General features: G+C 34.5%; 16 protein-coding genes and 1 tRNA gene. 12 read left to right on the top strand and 5 right to left on the bottom strand.

Going from position 1 to position 26,312, the window contains the following annotated elements:
- Window positions 1–245: 245 nt before the first annotated feature.
- Complete coding sequence (locus tag Q0828_RS07275; RefSeq protein ID WP_298419082.1) at window positions 246–1,109, bottom strand: cyanophycinase; 864 nt, start codon at window positions 1,107–1,109, stop codon at window positions 246–248.
- Window positions 1,110–1,293: 184 nt separating this feature from the next.
- Here Q0828_RS07275 and cphA point away from each other — a divergent pair, with 184 nt between their 5' ends.
- From cphA to Q0828_RS07260, 3 genes are all read left to right on the top strand, one after another.
- Window positions 1,294–3,948, top strand: a complete 2,655-nt coding sequence (cphA, locus tag Q0828_RS07270) for a cyanophycin synthetase (RefSeq protein WP_298419080.1) — start codon at window positions 1,294–1,296, stop codon at window positions 3,946–3,948.
- Between the two features lie 135 nt (window positions 3,949–4,083).
- Window positions 4,084–5,382, top strand: a complete 1,299-nt coding sequence (locus Q0828_RS07265) for a metallophosphoesterase (protein ID WP_298419077.1) — start codon at window positions 4,084–4,086, stop codon at window positions 5,380–5,382.
- Between the two features lie 88 nt (window positions 5,383–5,470).
- The gene (locus Q0828_RS07260) at window positions 5,471–5,767 is read left to right on the top strand and encodes a thioredoxin family protein (protein ID WP_298419074.1); all 297 of its coding nucleotides are present in this window, start codon (window positions 5,471–5,473) and stop codon (window positions 5,765–5,767) included.
- Between the two features lie 2 nt (window positions 5,768–5,769).
- On the opposite strand, the gene Q0828_RS07255 is transcribed toward Q0828_RS07260, so the two are convergent.
- Window positions 5,770–6,423 carry a polysaccharide deacetylase family protein gene (locus Q0828_RS07255; protein WP_298419072.1) on the bottom strand — a complete coding sequence of 218 codons (654 nt, stop codon included), beginning with the start codon at window positions 6,421–6,423 and terminating at the stop codon, window positions 5,770–5,772.
- Between the two features lie 11 nt (window positions 6,424–6,434).
- On the bottom strand, window positions 6,435–9,713 hold the full coding sequence (locus tag Q0828_RS07250; protein ID WP_298419069.1) for a DUF2723 domain-containing protein: 3,279 nt from the start codon (window positions 9,711–9,713) through the stop codon (window positions 6,435–6,437).
- Window positions 9,714–10,215: 502 nt separating this feature from the next.
- Here Q0828_RS07250 and Q0828_RS07245 point away from each other — a divergent pair.
- The 4 genes from Q0828_RS07245 (at window position 10,216) to Q0828_RS07230 (ending at window position 15,301) form a co-directional block, all read left to right on the top strand.
- Window positions 10,216–10,288 (top strand) — tRNA-Gln (locus Q0828_RS07245).
- Window positions 10,289–10,883: 595 nt separating this feature from the next.
- A complete protein-coding gene (locus tag Q0828_RS07240) occupies window positions 10,884–12,554 on the top strand; it encodes an ATP-binding cassette domain-containing protein (protein WP_298419066.1) in 1,671 nt (556 codons plus the stop codon).
- Window positions 12,548–13,900 (top strand): biotin/lipoyl-binding protein, encoded by a 1,353-nt coding sequence (locus Q0828_RS07235; protein WP_298419063.1) that lies wholly within the window; start codon window positions 12,548–12,550, stop codon window positions 13,898–13,900. Before Q0828_RS07240 ends, Q0828_RS07235 begins: the two co-directional genes overlap by 7 nt.
- A 6-nt stretch (window positions 13,901–13,906) precedes the next feature.
- Window positions 13,907–15,301 (top strand): TolC family protein, encoded by a 1,395-nt coding sequence (locus tag Q0828_RS07230; protein ID WP_298419060.1) that lies wholly within the window; start codon window positions 13,907–13,909, stop codon window positions 15,299–15,301.
- Between the two features lie 104 nt (window positions 15,302–15,405).
- On the opposite strand, the gene Q0828_RS07225 is transcribed toward Q0828_RS07230, so the two are convergent.
- Window positions 15,406–16,227: a universal stress protein gene (locus Q0828_RS07225; RefSeq protein WP_298419057.1), complete on the bottom strand. Its 822-nt coding sequence runs from the start codon at window positions 16,225–16,227 to the stop codon at window positions 15,406–15,408.
- Between the two features lie 163 nt (window positions 16,228–16,390).
- Between Q0828_RS07225 and rimP the strand changes: the two genes are divergently transcribed.
- From rimP to infB, 3 genes are read left to right on the top strand one after another with little or no spacing between them, the layout of a single operon-like run.
- A complete protein-coding gene (gene rimP / locus Q0828_RS07220) occupies window positions 16,391–16,855 on the top strand; it encodes a ribosome assembly cofactor RimP (RefSeq protein WP_298419054.1) in 465 nt (154 codons plus the stop codon).
- A gap of 13 nt (window positions 16,856–16,868) precedes the next feature.
- The gene (gene nusA, locus Q0828_RS07215; RefSeq protein ID WP_298419051.1) at window positions 16,869–18,101 is read left to right on the top strand and encodes a transcription termination factor NusA; all 1,233 of its coding nucleotides are present in this window, start codon (window positions 16,869–16,871) and stop codon (window positions 18,099–18,101) included.
- A gap of 51 nt (window positions 18,102–18,152) precedes the next feature.
- Window positions 18,153–21,053, top strand: a complete 2,901-nt coding sequence (gene infB, locus Q0828_RS07210) for a translation initiation factor IF-2 (protein ID WP_298419049.1) — start codon at window positions 18,153–18,155, stop codon at window positions 21,051–21,053.
- Window positions 21,054–21,129: 76 nt separating this feature from the next.
- On the opposite strand, the gene Q0828_RS07205 is transcribed toward infB, so the two are convergent.
- The gene (locus Q0828_RS07205) at window positions 21,130–21,531 is read right to left on the bottom strand and encodes an SPOR domain-containing protein (protein WP_298419046.1); all 402 of its coding nucleotides are present in this window, start codon (window positions 21,529–21,531) and stop codon (window positions 21,130–21,132) included.
- A gap of 213 nt (window positions 21,532–21,744) precedes the next feature.
- On the opposite strand from Q0828_RS07205, the gene Q0828_RS07200 reads away from it, so the two are divergent.
- Window positions 21,745–23,037, top strand: a complete 1,293-nt coding sequence (locus tag Q0828_RS07200) for a cytochrome c3 family protein (protein WP_298419043.1) — start codon at window positions 21,745–21,747, stop codon at window positions 23,035–23,037.
- A 33-nt stretch (window positions 23,038–23,070) separates the two neighbouring features.
- Complete coding sequence (locus tag Q0828_RS07195; RefSeq protein ID WP_298419040.1) at window positions 23,071–26,277, top strand: TAT-variant-translocated molybdopterin oxidoreductase; 3,207 nt, start codon at window positions 23,071–23,073, stop codon at window positions 26,275–26,277.
- Window positions 26,278–26,312 lie beyond the last annotated feature (35 nt).

The raw sequence follows: 26,312 nt of genomic DNA, 5'->3' as shown, positions 1-26,312 counted from the left end.
TATAATGACAAAAGGAATTGTAGTGCCTTTTTCTATTTATCAGAGTGAATCAAAAATAATAGGGAAAGAATACATCGAAAATTCCATTCTCAAAAGCAACAAATCTAAAAGCGAAGCAATCTAACATCTCCTTTATGACGTGTTAAATCTAAGACAATTCAGCGAAAGCAAAAAAATCAAGCAAGAGTGAGAAAGTCTAAAAGCGCAGCGATCTAACATCTAATAGCGCAGCGGTCTAACATCTATTAAATAAAAGGTGCCTCAATAGGTAAAACAGAAACCGTACGATTTTTAATATCAAACTTGTCTCCGTTTGAAAGTACATGAATCGTCATATTTGCCATTGTCATTGGCGTTCCTTCTTTCAATACTTTTTCATTATTGTGTGTTAGTGTAGCGCCATCGAAAACAATCACCATTCCAGAACCAATTACAGTACAATCGTTTCCGTTTTTGATAATCATTCCTGTATCTTCAGCTAATCCAATTCCGATTAGATTAGGAAACTTTGCTACTGCTTCAGATTGACGGCCAAAACGTCCTCTACGAATAAAATGTGTGTCTACAATCAGCTCAGGAATCAAATTTAAACCTTTATACATACGTACAGCGCCTTTAATAAAGGCTTCTGAAGCACTTCCGCCAGCAATCATTTGAGTAGCCATAGCCATTGCACCAGCGCTTGTACCTGCAATCACAAAACCTTCTTCATTTTGGTAACGATCTACTAAAATATCATGTATTTGAGTGCCTCCAATTTTATTTGTAATTTTTGATTGATCTCCGCCAGAAAACATAATACAATCTGCATTTTTGATCAATTCAATAGAAGAGTCTTTTTCAGAATCCTCTTTACTTCTAATATCTAAAACCGTAACATTTGTACAGCCTAACTTATCAAAAGCATCTAAATAATTTTCTCCAACTTCCACAGGAATGCTAGAAGCCGTTGGAATTACCACAATATTTGCATCCACACCACCAGCTTCTTTAACAACGTGAAATAAAATCCCTTCGTCTATAAATTCTAGTGTATATTGTTCATTTTCCTCAATACCTTTATCTTCATTTCCTCCTATTGGAATCAATGTACCTTTGATCTGCTGCATGTTATCGTGATTTTTGTGAGTGCAAAAGTAAAATAAATTTTTATCTCTTAACCTTTTTTTAGCCTAATCTTAATCTACAGCTATAGAATCTTAAAAAGGAGTCTGAAATCTGTGAAATTTTTCTATATTTATGATCAGACTTGTTAAAAAAAACAAATCTGTCAATTAACCAAACCAACAGCACATGGAAATAAGAAGTATAAACGCAATGCGAGGGCCAAATTATTGGTCGATAAGAAGACATAAATTAATCGTAATGGTCTTGGATCTGCAAGAGATGGAAGAATATCCAACCAATAAAGTAGAAGGTTTTGGAGATCGATTAAAAGCTATGTTTCCCTCCATGTATTCACACAGATGTTCTGAAGGTTGTGAAGGAGGATTTTTTATGCGTGTTGATGACGGAACTTGGATGGGGCATGTAATTGAACATATTGCATTAGAAATTCAAACCTTGGCAGGAATGGATACAGGTTTTGGAAGAACACGTGGTTATGGGGAAGAAGGTGTTTACAACGTGGTTTTCTCATACATGGAAGAAAAAGTAGGTCGTTATGCAGCAAAAGCCGCAGTTCGTATCTGTGAAGCGTTGATTTCTGGTGAAGATTATGATTTGGCAGAAGATATTCAGGAAATGCGAGAAATTCGTGAAGAAGCACGTTTGGGTCCAAGTACAGGCTCTATTGTTGAAGAAGCGGCAAGTAGAGGAATTCCTTGGATTCGTTTAAATAAATATTCATTATGTCAATTAGGTTATGGTGCAAATCAAAAGCGTATTCAGGCAACTGTAACGAGTGAAACAAGTAATATAGGTGTTGAAATTGCTTGTGATAAAGAAGATACAAAGTATTTACTCGAACAAGCAGAAGTAGAAGTGCCACGTGGAGATATTATTCGTAGAGAGCGTAGCCTTAAAGGTGCGTGTGATTATGTAGGCTTTCCATTGGTGATAAAACCAATTAATGGAAATCACGGACGTGGAATTACAGTAGATATAAATACATATGATGAAGCATTAGTAGCATTTAAAGCTGCACAAGAAATATCTCGATCTGTAATTGTAGAAAAATATATTACCGGAGACGATTATCGTTTACTTGTAATCAATAATAAATTAGTAGCTGCTGCCAAAAGAACACCTGCGCATGTAATTGGAGATGGAAAATCAACCATTCAAGAATTAATTGATGAGGTAAATAAAGATCCACGCAGAGGATATGGTCATGAAAAAGTATTGACCATGATTAAAGTAAATGATCTCACACAAACGCTCATTGCTGCTAAAGGATATACATTAGAAACTGTCTTAGAAAAAGACGAGGTAATGGAGTTAAAAGATACTGCAAACCTAAGTACAGGAGGAACCGCAGAAGATGTAACCGATATGGTGCATCCTGCAAATGTGTTTATGGCAGAACGTATATCAAAAATCATTGATTTAGATATTTGCGGAATAGACGTTATGACTTCAGATATAAGTAAGCCACTATCAAAAACAGGTGGCGCAGTATTAGAAGTAAATGCAGGTCCAGGATTTCGTATGCACTTGGCGCCAACAGAAGGATTGCCAAGAAACGTTGCTGCGCCAGTAATAGATAAATTATTTCCTCCAGGATCAACATCACGGATTCCAATTATAGCAATTTCTGGAACCAACGGAAAAACTACAACGACTCGATTGATTGCACACATGGCAAAAATGAAAGGTTATAGAGTTGGATATACAACTAGTGATGGTGTATACATTCAAAACCGTTTATTAATGACGGGTGATTGTACTGGTCCTGCAAGTACAGAATTTGTGCTAAAAGATCCAACAGTAAACTTTGCTGTATTAGAATGTGCACGAGGTGGATTGTTAAGAGCCGGTTTAGGATTCAAAAATTGTGATATCGGAATTGTAACTAATGTTGCAGCCGATCACTTAGGTTTAAAAGGAATTCATACTATAGAACAATTAGCAAAAGTGAAAGGAGTGATTCCAGAAACAGTTTTACCAGACGGAACAGCTATTTTGAATGCTGATGACGATTTGGTATATGCAATGCGTAAAAATGTAGAGTGTAATGTGGCGTTATTCTCGCTTGACGAAAATAATCCGCGAATAAAAGCAATGCAAAAGCGTGGCGGAATTTCAGCAATTTATGAAAATGGATACATTACTTTATGTAGAGGAGAATGGAAAATGCGTGTCATTAAAGCGGTAAATGTTCCATTGACATTTGGCGGAAAAGCTACATTTATGATTCAAAATGTATTGCCAGCAGTTATTACGGCATACTTAAAAGGATTCTCTATTGATGACATGAAAGTTGCCTTAGAAACATTTATTCCTTCGGCTTCGCAAACGCCAGGACGTTTGAATTTATTCAAATTTAAAAACTTCCAAATCTTAGTCGATTATGCGCACAATCCAGCCGGAATGCGAGCTTTAAAACAGTTTGTTGATAATTTAAATGCTTCTGTGAAAGTTGGAATAATTGCAGGAATTGGGGATAGACGTGTAGAAGATAATAATGAAATGGGAGGTATTGCCGCTGAAATGTTTGATGAAGTAATTATTCGTCAAGACAAGCGTTTACGTGGAAAAACAGAAGAAGAACTGATCAAAATGTTGGATGATGGAATCAAAATGAAAGATCCAAATAAGAAAACAACCATTATTCCATCAGAAAAAGAAGCGATACTACATGCCGTAAAAAATGCAGAAAAAGGCGCACTTATTGTATTGTGTAGTGATGTAATTCCTGATGCATTGGATTTAGTCAAAAAATTAAAAGAGGAAGAGGCAAACGATTTATATGATTTTACGCCTGATGATATACCAAACTTACAATAACAACATCTTAAAAACTCTCGAAATCATTCGGGAGTTTTTTAATTACACTCATTTCTAAAGCTGTAAAGTGTTAAAGTTCCTGTAAATCGTAAAATCAATTTACATAGAAGAAGTAAATTTGTTAAAATTTAGTAAATGTTAAGATTTTTAGTCCCAATTATAATTGTTCTCATCTTAGAGCTGTATACGTTTTTTTCAATACGTGCTATAACCAGTAATAAATTTATTCTCATAGGATTTTGGGTTCTTACAATAGTTGTATATGGTATCTTTTTCTATCAAATGAGCTTAACACAACGTGAAGGACGTTTTAGTTTGTCTACAGGATATGCAATTGGATTAGCACTTACAGTAATTGTTCCAAAAATATTCATATTTGCAATCCTTTTCATAGAAGATATCTTCCGATTTTTTGCTTCTTTATTTAATTACTTTCAACACAGTGGAATGACGGTTGGAGAAGCAATACCTTCAAGAAGAAAATTTTTAAGTCAACTCGCATTAGGAATTGCGGCAATACCATTTGCAGGTTTTCTATATGGTATTTTCAAAGGGAAGTACAATTATAGAGTAATTAGACATACAATGTTTTTTGACGATTTGCCAGATGAATTTGATGGTTATACGCTGACGCAGATTTCAGATATTCATTCGGGAAGTTTTGATAACAAAGAAAAAATAGAATATGCTGTTGATTTAATCAATGAGCAAAAAAGTGACATTATTGTGTTTACAGGAGATATTGTAAATGCAGTTGCAGAAGAAATGTATCCGTGGATTGATACTTTCAAGCGTATGGAAGCGAAAGACGGTTTGTATTCTATTTTAGGAAATCACGATTACGGATATTACGCGTATCGTACACAAGAAGAAATAGCAGGAAATCATCAAAAAATAGAAAAAGTTCACAAGGATATAGGTTTCAATTTATTATTGAACGAAAAAAGGACCTTAGAGCGAAACGGTCAAAAATTAAATATCTTAGGTGTAGAAAATTGGGGAGCTTCACGTCATTTTCCAAAAAGAGGAAGTTTGAAAAAAGCAACGCAAGATGTTGTTGATGGAGAATTTAATATTTTACTATCGCATGATCCTTCACACTTTGATTATAAAGAAATGGAGATTCGTGAAAAAGAAAAGAAAGATCCGGAAGTTGTTACTGATGAAACAAATATCATCAATTTCGAAAAAAAGATTCAACTTACATTAGCAGGACATACACATGGAATGCAGTTTGGAATAGAAATTCCATTTCTAAACTTTAAATGGAGTCCTGTAAAATATAGATATCCACGTTGGGCAGGCTTGTATGAAGAAGCTGGAAAATACTTGCATGTAAACCGTGGATTTGGTGTGTTGGCGTTTCCTGGGCGTGTAGGAATATGGCCTGAAATCACTGTAATAGAGCTTAAAAAACGCAAGAATATAGCTTAATTGCTAGAAAATAGTACATTTGTAGAAGTGAACTGCTATATTTTTCGTTAAAAAAATAGTAATTCCATAAAAATTAAAACATTCGCTTATGTCAAAATTTGGTGAATTAATTAGTTCAGATATGCCTATTCTGTTAGATTTTTATACAGAATGGAATGAGCAGTCAAAAGCTATGCATCCCGTATTACGCGATGTTGCGGCTGCCATTGGCGATAGCGCCAAAGTTATTAAAATAGACGTTGATAAAAACAAAGAATTAGCAGAAGCACTTCGTGTCAAAGGATTACCAACACTCATGATTTATAAAGGTGGAGAAATGGTTTGGAGACAAAGTGGAGAGCAAGATGCTAATACGCTTATTGGTTTAATTACCGAACACGTCTAATTCTACATAGGAATACTTTTAAATGTATATCCTTTATTGCTAAAGTGCGCCAATACTTTTGGTAGCGCATAGCGTATCTTTTTCTGTGCTTTTAAGCTGTCGTGAAAAACAACTATGCTTCCTGTTTCTGTATGCTCAATAACGTTGGCTAAACATTTTTCGGGAGATAATGCGGTGTCAAAATCTCCACTCAATACATTCCACATGATAATTTTATAATCAAGTTCTCGAAGTTTCTTTACGAGATGAGGTGTTATTTTTCCATATGGAGGACGAAATAGCTTTGTAGTTGTGTTTTTGGAGGAATTTAAAGCATTTTTAAACGTTTCATTACAATGTATACTATCTAAAATATATTGATCATTAGAAACTTTCCAGGCGTTTACATGATGTTGTGTGTGATTTCCAATACTGTGTCCTTCAGAAATCAATTGATTGAAAATTTCAGGATGCTTTTCTACATTATCACCAATACAGAAAAACGTGGCTTTTGCATTGTATTTGGAAAGTTGTTGCAAAACCCAAGGTGTTACTTCTGGAATTGGTCCATCATCAAAAGTTAGGTATATTATTTTGGAAGTAACAGAAAACTCCCAAACTAGTTTTGGAAACAAAGATTTCACTAGTTTGGGAGTTTTTACTGTGTATAATTTCATATCAATACATCTTATTCAGCATCTTCTGGACCAAATAGGTGTCGAAACTGCTCTACGTAACCTTGGAAAAGCATTCTTTCTTTCTCTAATAATACTTTTTGATCGTTTACATCTAAAATACTAACAAGACTCTTATACTTTTCTAAATATTGATAAATATCTTCAATGTCATCATATTGTTGACTCAGCTTTACACTTTTATAATATTCTAAATATTCAATGTATTTAGCTTTTACTTCATTAAAAACAGCAATTCCTTTTTCAGGTTTTCCAATTTTGAAATAACCATCAATAAAAGGCTCAGTGAAAATATAATAACCAAAATATTTGATTGGCATTTTTTCAAGTGCTAAGTCAATAATGTCTTCAGCTTTATCGTTTTTGCCTTCTCTAATTAGTTGCTCTGTTAATTTTGCTAGATTTGATCGGTATGAAATACTTTGTCTTCGTGTTTGAGGATCATGATAAATAGCATCGCTATCAGCATTTCCCCAATCCCACATCATTACATTTTTATACATTAGTTCGCTATTTACACGACCTAATTCATATTCGCTAGCATTTTTAGTTTTAATAGGAATTAACTTCAGTACTAATCCATCAAGTTGTAAATAATCTTTCATCCATATGTATTCGGCTTTATCAAAACTTCCACCAGTAAAGTGAATTGGGCGTTCCCAATCATTTTGATTTAAGATATCTAACATCATTAGATTGTTTTTGTACAATGCAGTTTTTGGTAATTCTATATCAATATAATCTACCATTAAATGATGATCTTTTGGATCAACATACTTTGCTGCATTTTCTTTATTTACAGGAACACGAACTTTATTTACAGGATAGTAAATAATATTTCGTTGACTTTGAGGAATGTTAGGATCTTCCACTTCATAAATATTATCTATTAAATAGCCATATTTAGTTTCTTTACGATCACTTAAAACCCAATCCATAAATCGATCTAACTCCCAAACAGTACTGTCTGAAACAGCAGGATGTTCTTGATAACGAATATAATTACGAGTTCCGTGTTTGTATTTGTCATGTGTCATTTCTGAAGGAACAGGATCACTGTCAAACGCTTTCTTTTTCATCTGATCAATGTACCAATCGGTTCCTAAAAGACTTGTGTTGATCGTTCTTACGTCAGTTCTATAGCCTTCAACACTTTGGGCATACCAAAGTGGGAATGAATCATTATCACCAATGGTAAAAACGATAGCGCCAACGTCTTTTTCCATAGAACTTAAATAAGCTTTTGCGGTAGATTGTGCCATATAACGATGTGATCTATCATGATCATCCCAGTTTTGAGAAGCCATTAATAATGGAACTGCTAATAAGGTAACAGCTGTTACTGCACCTGCGGCAATTTTTCCATCAACATATGTGCGTAGTGTGTCGAAAAGTGCGTACACTCCATAACCTATCCAAATAGCAAATACATAAAAAGACCCTACTAAAGCATAATCACGTTCTCTTGGTTCAAAAGGTCGTTCACTTAAAAATACTTTTAAGGCTAGTCCTGTAAAAAGGAAAAATATGAGTAATACCCAAAATTGTTTTGGAGCTCTTAATAATAAAAATACAAAACCAATAATTCCTAAAATTAATGGTAAAAAGAAGTATGTATTTCTTGCTTTGTTGTTTAAAACATCAGAAGGTAAATTATCTTGTGAAGCACCCAAGTGTATTTCATCAACAAAATTGATTCCACTAATCCAATTTCCATGATTGTCTAATTTTCCTTGAATATCATCTTGTCTACCTGCAAAATTCCACATAAAATAGCGCCAATACATATAGCTCATTTGATAACTGAGCATATAGTATAAATTTTGTCCAAAAGTTGGCGGTTTTATATCGATGTAATCACGAATTCTTTTGATATGTTTTTCAAAGTCGTCTGCATAAATTTCTCCATTATTTGCTCTAGTTTTGAAATCGTTAATGATGTCTACAATTTGTTTATCACCACGATACTGAGGTTTAATATCAAAATCTAGTAAACCAGCATATTCCATATAATTCACAGCATGATCAGAACTCCACATTCTTGGTAAAAAACCTCTGTGATTACTATCTGAATTCTGTTTTGCTCCTTTCCAAGAGTTTACAATTACATACTTATCTAAAGTAATATCTTTTTCATAACGTGGTTTGTCGTCAACATATGGTTCTTCAGCATCTAAACCTCCATAAATATCAGTATACATTGGTCCGTATAAAACATGCGTTTCAGGATATTGTTCTAAATTATAATAAGCTAAAAGTAAATGTGCATTAGAAGGTTGATTTTCATTAACTACAATATCAGAGTTTGCACGAATAGGAATCATTAACCATGTAGAAAATCCCATTAAAATAAAAGCCAAACAAAGAGTGATAGTATTTAATAAGCGGTAATTATTCTTTTTAGTATACTGTAAAACAAAATAGAAAAATGCAATAAAAGATAATGCGGCCATAAAATAACCTGTATTAAAAGGCATTCCAAAGGTATTTACAAAGAACACTTCCATATTCCAGAAAAAACTCAATGTAGTTGGTGGTATAAATTTAAATACAAAAAATAAAACAGCAACAGAGATAATATTTGCTAGGACAAACCCTTTTGGAGTAACTTTTTTATAATTCTTGAAATAATAAATCATTCCTAATGCAGGAATTGTTAATAATCCCATTAAATGCACTCCAAATGCCAATCCAATCATTAAAGAGATTAAAATTAACCAACGATCGCCTCTAGGTTTGTGCATTTCATCTGACCAGCGCAATACCATCCAGAATAAAACAGACATTAGGCAAGCAGCCATAGCATATACTTCGGCTTCTACTGCACTAAACCAAAAACTATCTGAAAATGTAAAGGCCAATGAACCAACCAATCCGCTTCCAAGTACTGCAATTTGTTTTCCAAATGTAAACTCTACTTCTTCCTCTTCCTGATTCGGTAACTTTTTCAAGGCTACTTTCTTCACTAAATTGGTAATAGACCAAAACATAAATAGAATTGTAAAAGCACTAGAAAAAACAGACAAATAATTGACCATTAAAGCAACTTGTTCAGGTCCTGAAGCAAAAGTTGCAAAAACTGCACCCATCATTTGATAAAAAGGAGCGCCTGGTGGATGCCCAACTTGAAGTTTGGCTGCTGTAGCTATATATTCAGTACAATCCCAATAACTTGCAGTTGGTTCTACAGTTAAGCTGAAAGTTAGTAAGGCAATTAGAAAAACTCCCCATCCTAGGATAGTATTCCATTTCTTAAAATTTAAAGAAGTCATGAATGTTCATTTAATTAAGACTAACGGCGAATTTAAGAATTTATCATTTAGGAACTCTATTTTTTTAGAAAAGCTTAATAAAATCAATATAAAAGTTTTAAAATTAGATGCTTGTCAAATATTTGTCGCGTTAGCGAATTCAATAAAACTCATAATGATGTCAAATAGTATACTTGTTTATTATTCGGATCAAAATAAATATTTATGAAAAAGCAATTAAAAAAAGAGTATTAATAATTTAAATATAATAAAAAGTACAATGATGAGGAAATGGACTTAGAGATTCTGAGACTCATTGTAAAACAACTCCAATTTATTGTAAAGTGAAAATAGAGATTAATTGTCTGAACCCAACCGTTCTTAAATCAAAAGGTTGTGAAGCAGTTATTTAAAGTAAGCTAAATTCTAAAAACGAGATGAATTTTAAAATTTATCTCGTTTTTTTTAAAAAACCTTTGGTCATTTCAAACTTTGTTTTAAATTTGCATCCGCATTACAGCATTGGCCTATGGTGTAACTGGCAACACGTCTGGTTTTGGTCCAGAAGAGTCTAGGTTCGAGCCCTAGTAGGCCAACGAAAAGCTCCTTTCGATACGAAAGGAGCTTTTTTTATTTCTAATATGTTGGTATTCAGGATGATTTTTAGGTGAGAAATTTATATTGCGTATTTGTAGAAATAAGCCCAAATGGAATAACAGTAAAAAATCCCGATCATTCGATAGCGATTTTTTTTGTTTACGTAAATATGTGAGAGCGGTAAGAGTGGGTAGTTCATGTTGCGCGTTTTACCGAAAAAAAAGCATTTTTTTATTTCTAAATGTATTGAATTCACTCTGAAATCTTTTTTAGTATTTACGCATATAGCTTGGTTGTACTTGAATGTATTTTTTTATTCTTTCAATTAAATGGTTTAAAGCCAAATATTTAGAGACTCTTTGATAAGAATTAAAGGCTATTCCCATTTCTACATGATTTATTTGTTAAAATTTTGCAAAAATGAGCTTTAATAAGCTATTGTTAATCAATACTATAAATTAATTTAATGTTAATATTAATACTTTGATACGCTAAGTTAATAGTAATACTATTATATTTGCGTTCGTAAATATTAAAATAGTGTGTAGAAAAGAATTTTTCATCACAAAAAATAACATTTTTTAATATAAAAACATGGAAAAAACTCAATTAACACCTTGGCAACGTTTTGTTGGTTTACTACAATTAGAGAAAAAAGATATTTTTCAAATATTGTATTATGCTATTTTTGCAGGAATCGTAGCGCTATCCTTGCCGCTTGGAATTCAGTCAATTATAAACTTAATACAGGGGGCGCAAATTTCAACTTCTTGGATTGTATTAGTTGTGCTGGTAACCTTAGGAGTTATTTTCTCAGGAGCATTGCAGTTGATGCAAATGCGGATTATTGAAACAATTCAGCAGCGAATTTTCATGCGTGCATCGTTTGAATTGAGTTATCGTTTTCCAAAAATAAAAATGAATGAGCTGCGTAATTATTATCCGCCAGAGTTAGCAAACAGATTTTTTGATACACTTACAATTCAAAAAGGACTATCAAAAATATTAATAGATGTGCCATCTGCCTTATTGCAAATACTTTTTGCATTAATACTATTATCATTTTACCATCCGTTCTTTATCATTTTTGGAATCCTATTATTGGTTTTGATCTATTTTGTGTTCAAATTCACAGCACAAAAAGGGTTGCAAACAAGTTTGGATGAATCTAAAAATAAATATAAAGTAGCGCACTGGATTCAAGAAGTAGCTCGTACAATGGTAAGTTTTAAACTTTCAGGAAATACCAATTTAGCGTTGAAAAAGAATGATGCTTTGGTTGAAAGTTACTTAAAAGCACGTGAAAGCCACTTTCGTGTGTTGGTGTTGCAGTTCATACAAATGATTTCATTTAAAGTGCTAGTAACAGCTTCTTTGTTGTTAATTGGAGGAGCGTTAGTGTTAAATCAGGAAATGAACATTGGACAGTTTGTAGCGGCAGAAATTATCATTCTGTTGGTAATTGCTTCTGTTGAAAAATTAATTGTTGGACTCGAATCATTCTACGACGTGTTGACATCTATAGAGAAACTTGGGCAAGTAGTAGATAAAGAATTAGAAGCGCAAGAAGGTGAAATGCCAAGCTATGAAGAAGGAATGGCAATTGAATTGGATAATGTGTCTTATCAAGTGTCAAATCGTGAAAAGCCAATTCTAAAAAATATTTCACTCAAAGTAACTCCAAAAAGTAGAATATTAATACAGGGAGAAAGTGGTTCGGGAAAATCAAGTTTATTGCGATTAATTACTGCGGTTGTAGAGCCGACTGCGGGAAGTATCTATGTAAATAAGTTTTCTATGGAAAGTTTACACTTAAATCATTACAGATCACATTTAGGTTTATCGCTTTCAGAAGAAACACCATTTGAAGGGACTATTAGAGAAAATTTATCCTTTGGAAATGAAAATATTTCAGATAAAACCATTTTTTGGGCACTAGAAAAAGTTGGCTTAGCACAGTTTATAAAAGAACAACCCAAAGGGTTAAAAACGGTATTAAATCCTGAAGGAAAACAAATTTCGTATAACATTTCTAAAAAAATAGTTTTGGCAAGAGCAATTATAAAAAAGCCAAAAATATTAGTTCTAGAAGATCCACTCGATCAGTTTAATGTTGATGAAAGTAATAAAATCATTGATTTCTTAACCGATCCATCAAATCCGTGGGCATTAATTGTTGTTAGTAGCAACGAACGTTGGTCAACAAGTTGTGGAGGAACATTAACGCTAGAAAAAGGGGAAATTAAAAGTCGAAAAGCATGTTAAATATATCGCATAATCAACTCAACAAAAAAGTCGATCTTACCAAATTTAAATCGGGTAAAAAGATTTTTACAAAAGAATATTACAAGCAGTTTAATAAGTTCTTATTAGCGTTTGCAGTTATAGGGCTTATTGTGTTATTCTTGCCTTGGACACAGAATATTTCTGGGCAAGGACAGGTGACAACTTTACGGCCAGATCAGCGTCCGCAAACCATTCAATCGCAAATTCCAGGGCGAATAGAGCAATGGTATGTTCGTGAAGGTGATTCAGTAAGAAAAGGAGATACGATTTTAAAAATATCTGAAATAAAAAGTGATTACTTTGATGATAAGCTAGTGGAGCGAACCAATGATCAAATCAAAGCGAAATCATCTTCAGTAATTGCTTATAAAGGAAAAATTAGTGCTTTGGAAAGGCAAGTTGCTGCGTTACAAAATGAGCGAAACTTAAAGCTAAAACAAGCGCAAAATAAACTTGTGCAGGCGAAGTTGAAAATTAAAGGAGATAGTATTGATGTTGAAGCGGCTCGAATCAATGAAAAAATCGCGAAGCGTCGATACGATCGTACAGAAACCTTGCAAAAAGAAGGATTGAAAGCAGTAAAGGATGTAGAAGAAAAGCGTTTGAAATTACAGGAAACACAAGCAAAATTAATCTCTTTAGAAAATAAATACCTAGCAAACAAAAATCAATTAATCAATGCGCAAATAGAATTATCGCGAACGGAAGCAACCTATGCAGATAAAATATCCAAAGCGCAGAGTAACATGTTTACAGCGCAATCGAGTCAATACGATACAGAAGCGCAAGTAACAAAACTTGAAAACCAATACACAAACTATAAAGTCCGAAATGGATTATTGTACATATTAGCACCGCAAGACGGATTTATTAATAAAGCATTAAAAGGCGGAATTGGAGAAACATTCAAAGAAGGAGAAAAACTGGTGGGAATCATGCCGTCAAAATATGAGTTGGCAGTAGAAAGTTATGTGCGCCCAATCGACTTGCCATTACTTCACATAGGTGAAAAAGTACGTGTGCAATTTGATGGTTGGCCTGCAATTGTATTCAGCGGTTGGCCTAATGTGTCATACGGAACATATGGAGCGGAAGTAGTGGCTATTGAAAACTTCATCAGTGATAACGGAAAATACAGAATACTATTAGCACCAGATGAAAGTGATCATAAATGGCCAGAAGCGATTCGTGTTGGTTCAGGAGCAAGAACAATTGCCTTATTAGATGATGTTCCAATTTGGTTTGAGTTGTGGAGGCAATTAAACAGTTTTCCGCCAAACTTCTATCAGCCAACAAATAAAAAAGATTCAAAAAAGAAGAAATAATATACCATGCGAAATTACTTTTATCTCATTGTATTTCTTTTCAGCGGAACACTGTTTGCGCAAAACTCAATAGATTCAATCATGACATTGAACGAGTATTTGGGGTATGTAAAAACATATCATCCAATTGTGAAACAAGCAAACTTGATTATCAACGAAAGTGAAGCTAAATTGTTGAAAGCTCGCGGAGCATTTGATCCGAAATTGGAAGTTGATTACGATCGTAAGAAATTCAAAAACACTGAGTATTACGATAAATTAAATGCTACGTTTAAAATCCCAACTTGGTACGGAATTGAATTCAAAGCGAACTTTGAAGAAAACACTGGAGAATTTCTAAACCCTGAATTTTCAGTGCCAACAGATGGGTTGTATAGTGCAGGAGTTTCAATTTCTTTGGCAAGAGGGTTTCTGATCAATGAGCGAATGGCAATGCTAAAACAAGCAAAACTATTCACGCAGCAAGCAAAAGCAGATCAACAGTTATTGGTTAATGAAATATTATATGAAGCTTCGTTGACGTATTTCAATTGGTTGAAGGCTTACAGGAACAAGCAGGTGTACAGTTCGTTTCTTTCTAATGCAAACATTCGTTTTGAAGGAATAAAGAAAAGCTATCGCGAAGGAGAAAAAGCAGCTATTGATACCTTGGAAGCTCGATTGACACTTAATACACGAAAACTTGGGTTGGAAAAAGCACGGATCAAGTATGTAAAAACGTCGTTAGAATTGTCGAATTTTTTATGGTTGAATGATAATACTCCTGTAGAAATAAAAGAAACGATACATCCAGATGTGGAGACGGTAACTAGTATTGATGATGTGTTGAAAGTAACAGGATTTGATAGTGAAAGTTTTGATGTTGAAGCACATCCAAAATTACGTTCATTAGATTTTAAGTATGAAAGTTTACAGCTTAATAAACGTTTGAAACAAAACATGTTGCTGCCACAAATAGATTTACAATACAATTTCTTATCACAAACGCCCGATAATATAGGAACGTTCAATTCTGCAAACTATAAGAGTGGTGTTAATATAAGTTTTCCATTATTTCTAAGAAAAGAACGCGGAGATTTACGCTTGGCAAAACTAAAACTGCAAGACTTGGAATTTGAAATCTCAACGACACGTGTAACACTCAAAAATAAAATTGATGCCGTAACACAAGAAATAGAGTCGTATAACTTACAAAATCAATTAACGGAAGAATTAGTAGCTGATTATGAAGTGATGTTGCAAGCGGAAGAGCGTAAATTTTTCTTGGGAGAAAGTTCATTATTTCTTGTCAATTCGCGGGAAGCAAAACTTATAGAGAACACCATAAAAGCAATTGATTTAGAAAACAAATACTTTAAAACAAAGGCAAGTTTATTTAATATTATGGCGAACCTTTTATAAGTGTAAAACAAAAAGTGAAGTCATGAAAAACCCCAATCAGCTACGATTGGGATTTTTTTATATTTTATATTTTTGAATTATTTAATCTTCAATTTAAAAGATTATCAAATCTTAAACGTAATCACAGGTCGCATGGCGTGATTTACCAAATCTTCACTAATACTTCCGTTGAAAAAATGTGCCAAACCTTGTCGTCCATGTGTGCTCATTCCGATCAAATCGGCATCAATAGACTTGGAAAAATTCAAAATCCCATGTTCTATTGTGTCGTCATTATAAATATGTTTTTCAAAATTAGGGATTTCAAAATCAGCAATAAAATCATTCATCTTTTTCTCTGTCTTTGCGGTACTTGCAAAGCGATTTGGAGTATTCACATAAAGTAAGTGTAATTTTGCATTAAAGCTGTTTGCAAAATCAAGGGCTTGTTCAAATACAAGTTTTTGATCTTCTGAAAAATCAGAGGCAAACACAAAATTATTTACATTAAACTCATCAATATCATTCTTAATCACAAGTACAGGTGCATCTGCAGTTCGTACTACTTTCTCTGTATTGGAACCAATGAACATCTCTTTCAGTCCAGAAGCTCCACTAGATCCCATAACAACCAAGTCGATATCATGTTGGATAATGGCTTCTGTAATTCCGTCAAAAGCTTTATGTGATTCTACAGTGACATGCACTGTAACATCTTTCATGTATTCTTTTTCCATTGTTTTTTCAAAACGCTCGTTAGCAATCTTCATAAATAATAACTGCTCAGGAACGTTCAAATTAGTATCTCCAGAAAGCAAATGTGAAGGAAGTTCTAGCATGTGCATTAAGTAAATTTCGGCATTATTTTGTTTCGCTAAAGAAGCGGCAACTTTAAGTGCATATTCGGCTTGTTCGGAAAAATCGGTTGGAAGAAGGATTTTTTTCATAATAGACTTGAAATTTTAATATATTGATAAATACTAAAGTTACAAATAAAATCCTTTGATCGAATAGTTTTTAAAATTCGAAAAATTATGTATATTTGCACCGTTGTACGAAGATAAGAATAAAAATGAGGGGACTTTAAGTCCCCTCTTTTCATACTAAAAAATGTTCAAAGAAAAGGTTAATAATTTATTGAAAGAGGTGCTCTCAGAAGAGCCATCTTTGTTTCTAATTTCAAAAGAAATTACAGCGGGAAACAAAATTGTAGTTGTCATTGATGGTGATAATGGAGTTACGCTTAGTGATTGTATGAAAGTAAGCCGTCATATTGAACACAATTTAGATAGAGAAGAGGAAGATTTCTCATTGGAAGTATATTCTTCGGGAGTTTCTGAAGGATTAACACACATTCGTCAGTACAAGAAAAATGTAAATAGAAAATTGGAAGTAATCATTGCTGACAACAAAAAAGTAGAAGGTACTTTGGTAGAAGCAGATGATGAAAAGATTAAATTACAATGGAAAGCGCGCGAGCCAAAGCCCATTGGAAAAGGTAAAGTGACGGTTCAAAAAGAACAAGAAATACCTTATAAAGATATTGTAAAAGCAAAAGTTATGGTAACATTTTAATTAAAGACATGTCATGGAGAATCTAGCATTGATTGAGTCGTTTTCGGAATTTAAGGACGACAAGCTAATAGATCGTGTAACGCTAATGGCGATATTAGAAGATGTTTTTAGAAATGCATTAAAAAAGAAATTTGGATCAGATGATAATTTTGATATCATTATAAATCCAGATAAAGGAGATTTAGAAATTTGGAGAAATAGAATAGTTGTTGCAGATGGTGAAGTAGAAGATCCAAATCAAGAAATTGAACTTACAGAGGCAAGAAAAATTGAACCAGATTTTGAAGTAGACGAGGATGTGTCGGAAGAAGTAAAGTTAATTGACCTTGGAAGAAGAGCGATTTTAGCATTGCGTCAAAATTTGATTTCTAAAATACACGAACACGACAATACAACAATCTATAAGCAATTTAAAGATTTAGTAGGTGATATATATACAGCAGAAGTGCATCACATTAGACACAGAGCTGTGATATTATTAGATGATGAAGGGAATGAGATTGTGTTGCCAAAAGAAAACCAAATTCCATCTGATTTCTTCCGTAAAGGAGAAAATGTAAGAGGGATTATTGATAGGGTAGACTTAAAAGGAAATAAGCCTATGATTATCATGTCAAGAACGGCGCCTGAATTCTTGGAGAAATTATTCGAACAAGAAATTCCAGAAGTTTTTGATGGATTAATTACAGTGAAAAAAGTAGTAAGAATACCAGGCGAAAAAGCAAAAGTAGCTGTGGATTCTTATGATGATAGGATCGATCCAGTTGGAGCATGTGTGGGAATGAAAGGTTCTCGTATCCATGGAATCGTGAGAGAGTTAGGGAACGAAAATATAGATGTAATCAATTACACAACAAACTTACAGCTATATATAACACGTGCCTTAAGTCCAGCAAGAGTGAGTTCGTTAAAAATTAACGAAGAAACTAAGCGTGTTGAAGTATTCTTAAAGCCAGAAGAAGTTTCAAAAGCAATTGGAAAAGGTGGATTTAACATTCGATTAGCAGGACAACTTACAGGATATGAAATAGATGTATATCGTGAAGGTGTTGAAGAAGATGTTGAGTTAACTGAGTTCTCTGATGAAATTGAAGCTTGGGTAATTGAAGAATTTAAGAAAATTGGTTTAGATACTGCAAAAAGTGTACTAGATCAAGAATTAGACTTCCTTGTAAAGCAAACAGATTTAGAGGAAGAAACCGTAGGGGAAGTAATTAGAATTCTAAAAGAAGAATTCGAAGATTAATAGAAAAAGCAATTTTTTTATTTAAAAGAGGGTAAAAATTTAAAATAGCTTATGGCTGAACAGAACAAAATAAGGCTAAGTAAAGTACTACGCGAATTGAATATTTCAATTGATAGAGCTGTGGATTTCTTGTCGCAGAATGGACATTCTGTGGAAAAAAGACCGACCACGAAAATATCACAGGAGATATACAATGTGCTGCTTGATGGTTTTCAAACCGATAAAAGCAAAAAAGTGGCTTCTAAGGAATTAGGAGAGGAAAAAAGGAAGGAGAAAGAAGCGTTGAGAGAGCAACTTGTAAAAGAGCAAGAAGAAGCGCAACGTAGAAGAGAGCAACGCGAAGAAGTGGTGCGTGCTAAAGCAAATCTTTCTGGACCGAAAACGGTTGGTAAAATAGATCTAAACCCTCAAAAAACCAAGTCGGAACCGGTACAGAAAAAAGTAGAAAAAGCACCAAAAGCTCCAAAAGCTACGCCTGTTAAGGAAGTTCAAGCTCAGCCAAAAAAGCAACAAGAACAACCGAAAGCAGTGGAGAAGCAAGAAGCTCCTAAGAAAGAAACTCCTAAGAAAGAAGCTCCTAAGAAAGAAGTTTCTAAAAAGGAAACTCCTGTAGTAAAAACAGAAAAAGCAGCGCCAGTTCAAAAACCTGTAGAGGTTAAAAAAGTGCCTGTTAAAAAAGTAGAACCAAAAGCGAAAGTGACGGAAAAGCCTGCCCAAACTCAAGCTCCTGCTAAAACTGAAGAAACTACAGAGCCAGAAAAGAAAGTAATTGCTACTAAATATCAAAAGCTTTCAGGTCCTAAGATGACAGGTCAAAAAATTGACTTGACACAATTCAATAAGGCCAAAAAGAAGAAAGAAGATAATAAAAAAGAATCTGAAGCTGATAAGAGAAAGAAGCGTAAGCGTATCTCTAAAACAAATTCAGGCCGTCCAGGCGGAAATAATAATAATAACAACCGTGGTGGAAATCGTGGTGGTGGAAACCGTGGCGGAAACCGTCGAGGCGGACATGCTAGAAAAGCTCCTGTGGCTAAAGTAGAGCCAACAGAAGAAGAAGTGCAAAAACAAGTACGTGAAACGCTTGAAAAGCTGCAAGGAAAGAGTAACAAATCCAGAGGAGCTAAATATCGTAAAGATAAGCGTGATGTACGTAGGCAGAAAAACGAAGAAACTCTAGAGCAACAAGCGGCAGAAAGTAAAGTGCTAAAGGCAACGGAATTTGTAACTGTTGGTGAGCTTGCTACAATGATGGATGTTGGAATCAACGAAATCATCTCTAAATGTATGATGTTGGGAATCATGGTTACTATGAACCAACGTTTAGATGCTGATACATTATCAATAGTTGCGGAAGAATTCGGATTTAGTGTAGACTTCATTGCGGCTGATATTGAAGAAGCAATTCAGGAAGAAGAAGATGCGCCGGAAGATTTATCTCCAAGAGCGCCAATTGTGACAGTAATGGGTCACGTGGATCACGGTAAAACATCATTGCTGGATCATATTCGTAAAGAAAATGTAATTGCAGGTGAATCAGGAGGAATTACACAGCATATTGGAGCATATGGAGTACAGCTTGAGAGTGGTCAGCGAATTACATTCTTAGACACACCAGGTCACGAGGCGTTTACTGCGATGCGTGCTCGTGGTGCACAAGTAACGGATATTGCAATTATTGTAATTGCGGCAGATGATGATGTAATGCCACAAACAAAAGAAGCGATCAGTCACGCGCAAGCAGCTGGAGTTCCTATTGTATTTGCGATAAACAAAATTGATAGACCAACAGCAAACCCAGATAAGATAAAAGAGAAACTAGCGGCAATGAACCTTCTTGTAGAAGATTGGGGAGGAAAAATTCAATCGCATGATATCTCTGCAAAAACTGGATTAGGAGTTGATGAATTACTTGAAAAAGTATTACTTGAAGCTGAATTATTAGAGTTACAGGCAAACCCGGATAAAAATGCAGTTGGTACAGTTGTAGAAGCGTTCCTTGATAAAGGTCGTGGATATGTTTCAACAATTCTAGTGCAAAACGGAACATTAAAAATTGGAGATTATTTACTTGCTGGTAAACACAGTGGTAAAATCAAAGCAATGTTTGATGAGCGTGGTAACAAAGTGAAGACTGCAAATCCTTCAACGCCAGTTTCAATTCTTGGTTTAGATGGAGCGCCGCAAGCAGGTGATAAATTCAATGTATTTGTAGATGAAAAAGATGCAAAACAAATTGCAGCAAAGCGTACGCAGTTATTAAGAGAGCAGTCTGTAAGAACGCAAAGAAGAACTACGTTGACAGATATTGGTCGAAGAATCAAAATTGGAGACTTCCAAGAATTAAACATTATCCTTAAAGGTGATGTGGATGGTTCGGTTGAGGCTTTAACAGATTCGTTCCAAAAATTATCTACGGAAGAGATTGAAGTGAAAATTATTCATAAAGGAGTTGGTGCAATTACAGAGAGTGATGTGTTGTTGGCAAGTGCTTCTGATGCGATTATAATTGGATTTAACGTGCGACCAGCAGGAAATGCAAGAATTGTGGCTGATAAAGAAGAAATTGATATCCGAGCATACTCAATCATCTATGATGCAATTAACGATGTGAAAGATGCAATGGAAGGGTTGTTATCTCCTGAAGTTAAAGAAGAAATTACTGGTAATGCTGAAATTAGAGAAACATTCAAAATATCTAAAATTGGAACAATTGCTGGTTGTATGGTAACAGATGGAAAGATCTTTAGAAACTCTGGTATCCGATTAATCCGTGATGGAGTTGTAATCTTTACAGGTGAATTAGCTTCGTTAAAACGTTTCAAGGACGATGTTAAGGATGTGAGTAAAGGATATGATTGTGGATTACAAGTTAAGAACTACAACGATATTAAAATTGGTGATATCGTAGAGTCTTTCAAAGAAGTGGAAGTGAAAAAGAAATTGAAATAAACTTTCAATTTAAATACATAAAAAAAGGATCGCAATTTGCGATCCTTTTTTTTGTTTATACCTTTTATTGTGTTGACTATTTTTTCTTCTTCTTTGGTGGGATAAAAGAAAAAGCATTTGGGAATATCTTTTTTACTTCAACTAAAAAACGATCCGCTTCTAAGCTTGATCTAAAATTGCCTACCCAAACTTTATAATTTGGAGTTTCAAACTTTAATTTGGTGGTAATATCCCTATGTTTTAATTGAAACTTTGATCTTGCTTTCTCGGCATTCTGACGATTTCCGTTGAAAATTTGAATTCTGTAACGATTGTCATTGTCAGTTTCTTGGTTAATTTCTGTCTTATATGTAAGTAATTTATCAATTTTCGGGTCTTGTGACAAGTTAATTTGTCCTTCTTGAGCACTGCTGATGCCTGTGAAAAAAAACGCACCTGCTGCGATAAAGCTTATCTTTTTTAATGTTAAAAATCTCATAATGAATACAATTTAGTGCAAATGTAAAATATACTAACGAACTTTAGTCAAGAAATCTTATTTAGAATTACTATAAATTACAAATTAAGAGTTCTCTAACATTTCTCAAATTAAACGCTATTTGTATTTTTGCTCAAATTTGGAAAATGCATGAACATCTAAGTTTAAAATAAACTCTGAAAAAATCATGCCAAATTAAGAAGACTTTTAAATATGAAAAAGGTGAATCACCGTAATTCAATTTCAAGAATTTTAGGAATCGCGCTAGCGCTGATGCTGGCATTTTCAACTTCTCTCTTTGCACAGGATGATGCTGCTGCAAAAGCAGGTAAGGCTTTATTTAATGCAAACTGTGCTGCTTGTCATAAGCTAGACAAAGCTTCAACAGGTCCTTATCTAAGGAACATTGAGCAACGTTTGTCTGATGAAGAAGGTTTAGATAGGGAATGGTTGTACAGCTGGATTAAGAACAGTTCGGCAATGATTAAGTCCGGAGATGCATACGCGGTAAAAACGTATGAGAAAAACGGAAAGAAAGCAATGACTGCTTTTCCTCAATTGAAAAATGAGGATATCGACAACATTCTTGCGTATACAGCTCAAGTGAAGGAGTCTGGTGGTGGAGAAATCGTTACTCCAATTGATCCAGTTGATCAATCAGGAGGTTTTTCAAACCAAATGGTGCTTTGGGCATTAATCGTATTATTTGGATTGTTAGCATTAGGATTGTTCCTAGTAAATAAGACACTTCGTAAATTTGCGGCTGCTAACGGAACATTGAATCTTGAGGAAGAGGTAAAAGGAACGCCAATCTGGAAAGCATTTGCTCAAAATCAATTCTTAGTAATTGTAACAACAATCTTCTTCTTATTAGGATCTGCATACTTTGCATACGGATATCTAATGCAAGTTGGAGTTGATCAAGGTTATCAGCCAATTCAGCCAATTCACTTCTCACACAAAATTCACGCAGGAGATAATAAAATAGAATGTAAATACTGTCACTCTTCTGCAAGAGTAAGTAAGCATTCGGGAATTCCATCATTAAATATCTGTATGAACTGTCATATGAACATCGGTGAGTACAATGGGGAAACTTCAGCTAAATATTCAAAAGACTTCTACGATAAAGAAATTTTAAAAATATATGATGCTACAGGATGGGATCCGGCAGAACAAGCATACGTGAATGAACCGAAGCCAGTAAAATGGGTTCGTATTCATAACCTTCCAGACTTTGTGTACTTCAATCACTCACAACACGTAACAGTGGCTGGTGTTGAATGTCAGAAATGTCATGGAGAAATTCAAGAAATGGAAATAGTTGAGCAACACGCTCCATTAACAATGGGATGGTGTATCAACTGTCATAGAGATACAGATGTGAATCTAAAAGGAAGTGCTTACTACGAAAAGATTCATGAGCAGTTAAAAGAGAAATATGGTGTTGAATCATTCAAAGCTTCAGAAATGGGCGCTTTAGAATGTGGAAAATGTCACTATTAATATTAATTAAGAAGCTAATTTTATATATATAATATGGCATCAAACAAGAAATACTGGAAAAGTGTTGAGGAGCTAAATGAGAATAGCGCCATTGTTGAGACGCTTAGACAGAATGAGTTTGTAGAAGAAGTTCCTGTAGATGAATTCTTAGGGGATAAAGAGACGTTAGAGTCTTCTTCAACTTCTCGTAGAGACTTTCTTAAATATGTTGGTTTTAGTACAGCCGCAGCTACATTAGCAGCCTGTGAAGGACCAGTTATTAAATCTATCCCTTATGTAGTGCAGCCGGAAACTATTATTCCAGGAGTTGCAGACTACTATGCGACAACAATTGCAGATGGGTACGATTTTGCAAGTATCTTAATTAAAACAAGAGAAGGTCGTCCAATCAAAGTTGAAAACAACAAGGAAGCAGCTGTTAAAGGAAGTGCGAATGCTAGAATTCAAGCATCAGTACTATCTTTATATGATAGCATGAGAGTAAAGCAGCCAAAAATTGGTGGTGAAGATGCTTCTTGGGAACAATTAGACAAAGAAGTTGGGCAAAAGCTAGCTAGTTTAAATGCGGCTGGAAAACCAGTTGTGTTGTTAACACAAACTTTTGCAAGTCCTTCTACGTCTAAATTGGTTGGAGAATTCAAAGCTAAATACCCAAATGTGCGTCATGTAGTATATGATGCAATATCCGAGTCTACTGCGTTAGACGCTTTTGAAACAAAATACGGAGAAAGAGGTTTAGCTGACTATGATTTTTCTAAAGCAGAAGTGATTGTGTCTGTTGGAGCAGATTTCTTAGGAGATTGGCAAGGCGGTGGATATGATGATGGATATGCAAAAGGAAGAGTTCCTAACGGAAAAAATGGTCATGCGAAAATGTCAAGACATATTCAGTTTGAATCAAACATGACATTATCGGGTGCAAATGCTGATAAGCGTATACCATTATCTCCATCTGATCAAAAAGTTGCTTTGGCAAAAATTTATGCAGGAATTACTGGGAATGCTGTTTCTGGAAGAAAATTATCTGACAAAGCTGAAGCTGCTATTACAAAAGCAGTTGGTCAATTGAAGCAAGCTAAAACAAAAGCAGTTGTTGTATCTGGAATTAATGATGTAGATGCACAAAGCATAGTATTAGCAATAAATGAACATATCAATAGTGAAGTATTTGATTCAAATGCACCTCGTAAAATAAGACAAGGTAATGACAAAGCAGTTGCTAAGTTAGTTGCAGATGTTAAAAATGGAGCTGTTGGTGGAGTTATTATGGCTGGTGTAAATCCAGTATACACATTAGCAGAAGGAAAACAGTTTGCTGAAGGTTTACAAAAATTAGAATTGGCTGTTACGTTTACAATGAAAGAAGACGAAACAGCATTACATACAAAGTACATTGCTTCAGCTCCTCACTACTTGGAATCATGGGGAGATGTAGAAATGAAAAAAGGTCATTACAGTGTAATGCAACCTACAATCCGTCCTTTATTTGATACAAGACAATTTCAAGATGCTTTATTAAAATGGACTGGAAATGAAAAAGCATATTACGAATATGTAAAAGAAACATGGTCAACTGATATTTTAGGAGGTACTTCTTGGAATAAAGCTGTACATGATGGTGTTTTTAAAACAACTGCTATAACTAGTTTGGCTGATGAAGCAACTGAAGCTATTGAAGAAGCGGATGCTGGTCAAGGAGAAGGAGAAACAGAAGAAGTTGTTTCTCAAAATGCGGATGCGAATTCACAAGCTAGGAAATTAGCAAGTACAAAAGCTGCTTCAGGAATGGAGTTAGTGTTATATGCTAAAACAGGAATGGGAGACGGACAGCAAGCAAATAACCCTTGGTTGCAAGAATTTCCAGACCCAATCACAAGAGCTTCTTGGGATAACTACTTAACAGTTTCTAAAGCAGATGCTGCTGAATTAGGATTAGTAAATGAAAATGTTGCTAATGGTGGTTTAAATGGTAGTTATGCAACAATAACAGTAGCTGGTAATAATCCAATAGAAGTGCCAGTAATCATTCAGCCAGGTCAAGCAAAAGGAACTGTAGGTTTAGCTTTAGGTTACGGTAAAAAAGCAGGAATCAAAGAAGACATGCAAACTGGTGTAAACGCGTATGTAGTTTACAACAATTTCAATACAACACAAACGGTAACAGTTGCTGCTGCTTCAGGAGTGCATGAATTTGCATGTGTACAGTTGCATAATACTTTAATGGGTAGAGGAGATATCGTAAAAGAAACAACTTTAGAGATATTCAACTCTGCGAACTTAAAGCACGATTCAGGAATTTACAATCCAATTCCACATGTGTCTAAAGATCACGAAATGATCTCAGCTACATCGAAAGATGCTGATTTATGGGATGAATTTGATCGTTCTATCGGACATCATTTCAACTTGTCAATTGACTTAAATGCTTGTACAGGATGCGGAGCATGTGTAATAGCTTGTCACGCTGAAAATAATGTGCCAGTTGTTGGTAAATCTGAAGTAAGAAGAAGTAGAGATATGCACTGGTTGCGTATTGATAGATACTATTCTTCAGAAGATACATTTGCAGGTGATGATCAAAAGAAAGAAAACTTTGAAGGTTTAGGTCTTGGAAATTATGTATTTGGAGATGGGGAAGGAAATGGATCACTTTCTGGTTTTGCTAGATTAGAGGACCCTTCTGAAAACCCACAAGTAGCATTCCAGCCTGTAATGTGTCAGCACTGTAATCATGCTCCATGTGAGACGGTTTGTCCAGTTGCTGCAACATCACACGGTCGTCAAGGTCAAAACCATATGGCGTATAACCGTTGTGTAGGAACTCGTTACTGTGCAAACAACTGTCCTTACAAAGTACGTCGATTCAACTGGTTCTTATATAATAAGAATGATGAATTTGATTATCACATGAATGACGATTTAGGTCGTATGGTGTTAAATCCAGATGTGGTAGTTCGTTCTCGTGGAGTTATGGAAAAATGTTCTATGTGTATTCAAATGACACAAAAAACAATCCTTGATGCAAAACGTGAAGGTCGTCAAATTAAAGATGGAGAATTCCAAACAGCTTGTTCAGCAGCATGTAGCTCAGGTGCAATGGTATTCGGAGATATCAATGACAAAGAAAGCAAAGTAGCTGAATTACTAGAAGATGATCGTATGTATCATTTGCTAGAGCACGTAGGAACCAAGCCAAACGTACAATATCACGTGAAGGTTAGGAACACAAAAGAAGCATAAAAAAAGAATTAATAAGAAACAATTATAAACGGATT

The sequence above is a fragment of the uncultured Kordia sp. genome (genome assembly GCF_947496985.1).
Lineage (GTDB): Bacteria > Bacteroidota > Bacteroidia > Flavobacteriales > Flavobacteriaceae > Kordia.
The sequence above is the reverse complement of the archived record's forward strand: the minus strand, read 5'-3'. Positions and strand labels throughout refer to the sequence as shown.

What these genes read in the sequence shown, in the direction of transcription:
- Q0828_RS07225 (WP_298419057.1), bottom strand. Translation starts at nt 16,227, where the DNA reads ATGAAAAAAATCCTTCTTCCAACCGATTTTTCCGAACAAGCCGAATAT.
- Q0828_RS07265 (WP_298419077.1), top strand. Translation starts at nt 4,084, where the DNA reads ATGTTAAGATTTTTAGTCCCAATTATAATTGTTCTCATCTTAGAGCTG.
- Q0828_RS07255 (WP_298419072.1), bottom strand. Translation starts at nt 6,423, where the DNA reads ATGAAATTATACACAGTAAAAACTCCCAAACTAGTGAAATCTTTGTTT.
- infB (WP_298419049.1), top strand. Translation starts at nt 18,153, where the DNA reads ATGGCTGAACAGAACAAAATAAGGCTAAGTAAAGTACTACGCGAATTG.
- Q0828_RS07205 (WP_298419046.1), bottom strand. Translation starts at nt 21,531, where the DNA reads ATGAGATTTTTAACATTAAAAAAGATAAGCTTTATCGCAGCAGGTGCG.
- nusA (WP_298419051.1), top strand. Translation starts at nt 16,869, where the DNA reads ATGGAGAATCTAGCATTGATTGAGTCGTTTTCGGAATTTAAGGACGAC.
- Q0828_RS07230 (WP_298419060.1), top strand. Translation starts at nt 13,907, where the DNA reads ATGCGAAATTACTTTTATCTCATTGTATTTCTTTTCAGCGGAACACTG.
- Q0828_RS07260 (WP_298419074.1), top strand. Translation starts at nt 5,471, where the DNA reads ATGTCAAAATTTGGTGAATTAATTAGTTCAGATATGCCTATTCTGTTA.
- Q0828_RS07240 (WP_298419066.1), top strand. Translation starts at nt 10,884, where the DNA reads ATGGAAAAAACTCAATTAACACCTTGGCAACGTTTTGTTGGTTTACTA.
- cphA (WP_298419080.1), top strand. Translation starts at nt 1,294, where the DNA reads ATGGAAATAAGAAGTATAAACGCAATGCGAGGGCCAAATTATTGGTCG.
- Q0828_RS07200 (WP_298419043.1), top strand. Translation starts at nt 21,745, where the DNA reads ATGAAAAAGGTGAATCACCGTAATTCAATTTCAAGAATTTTAGGAATC.
- Q0828_RS07235 (WP_298419063.1), top strand. Translation starts at nt 12,548, where the DNA reads ATGTTAAATATATCGCATAATCAACTCAACAAAAAAGTCGATCTTACC.
- rimP (WP_298419054.1), top strand. Translation starts at nt 16,391, where the DNA reads ATGTTCAAAGAAAAGGTTAATAATTTATTGAAAGAGGTGCTCTCAGAA.
- Q0828_RS07250 (WP_298419069.1), bottom strand. Translation starts at nt 9,713, where the DNA reads ATGACTTCTTTAAATTTTAAGAAATGGAATACTATCCTAGGATGGGGA.
- Q0828_RS07195 (WP_298419040.1), top strand. Translation starts at nt 23,071, where the DNA reads ATGGCATCAAACAAGAAATACTGGAAAAGTGTTGAGGAGCTAAATGAG.
- Q0828_RS07275 (WP_298419082.1), bottom strand. Translation starts at nt 1,109, where the DNA reads ATGCAGCAGATCAAAGGTACATTGATTCCAATAGGAGGAAATGAAGAT.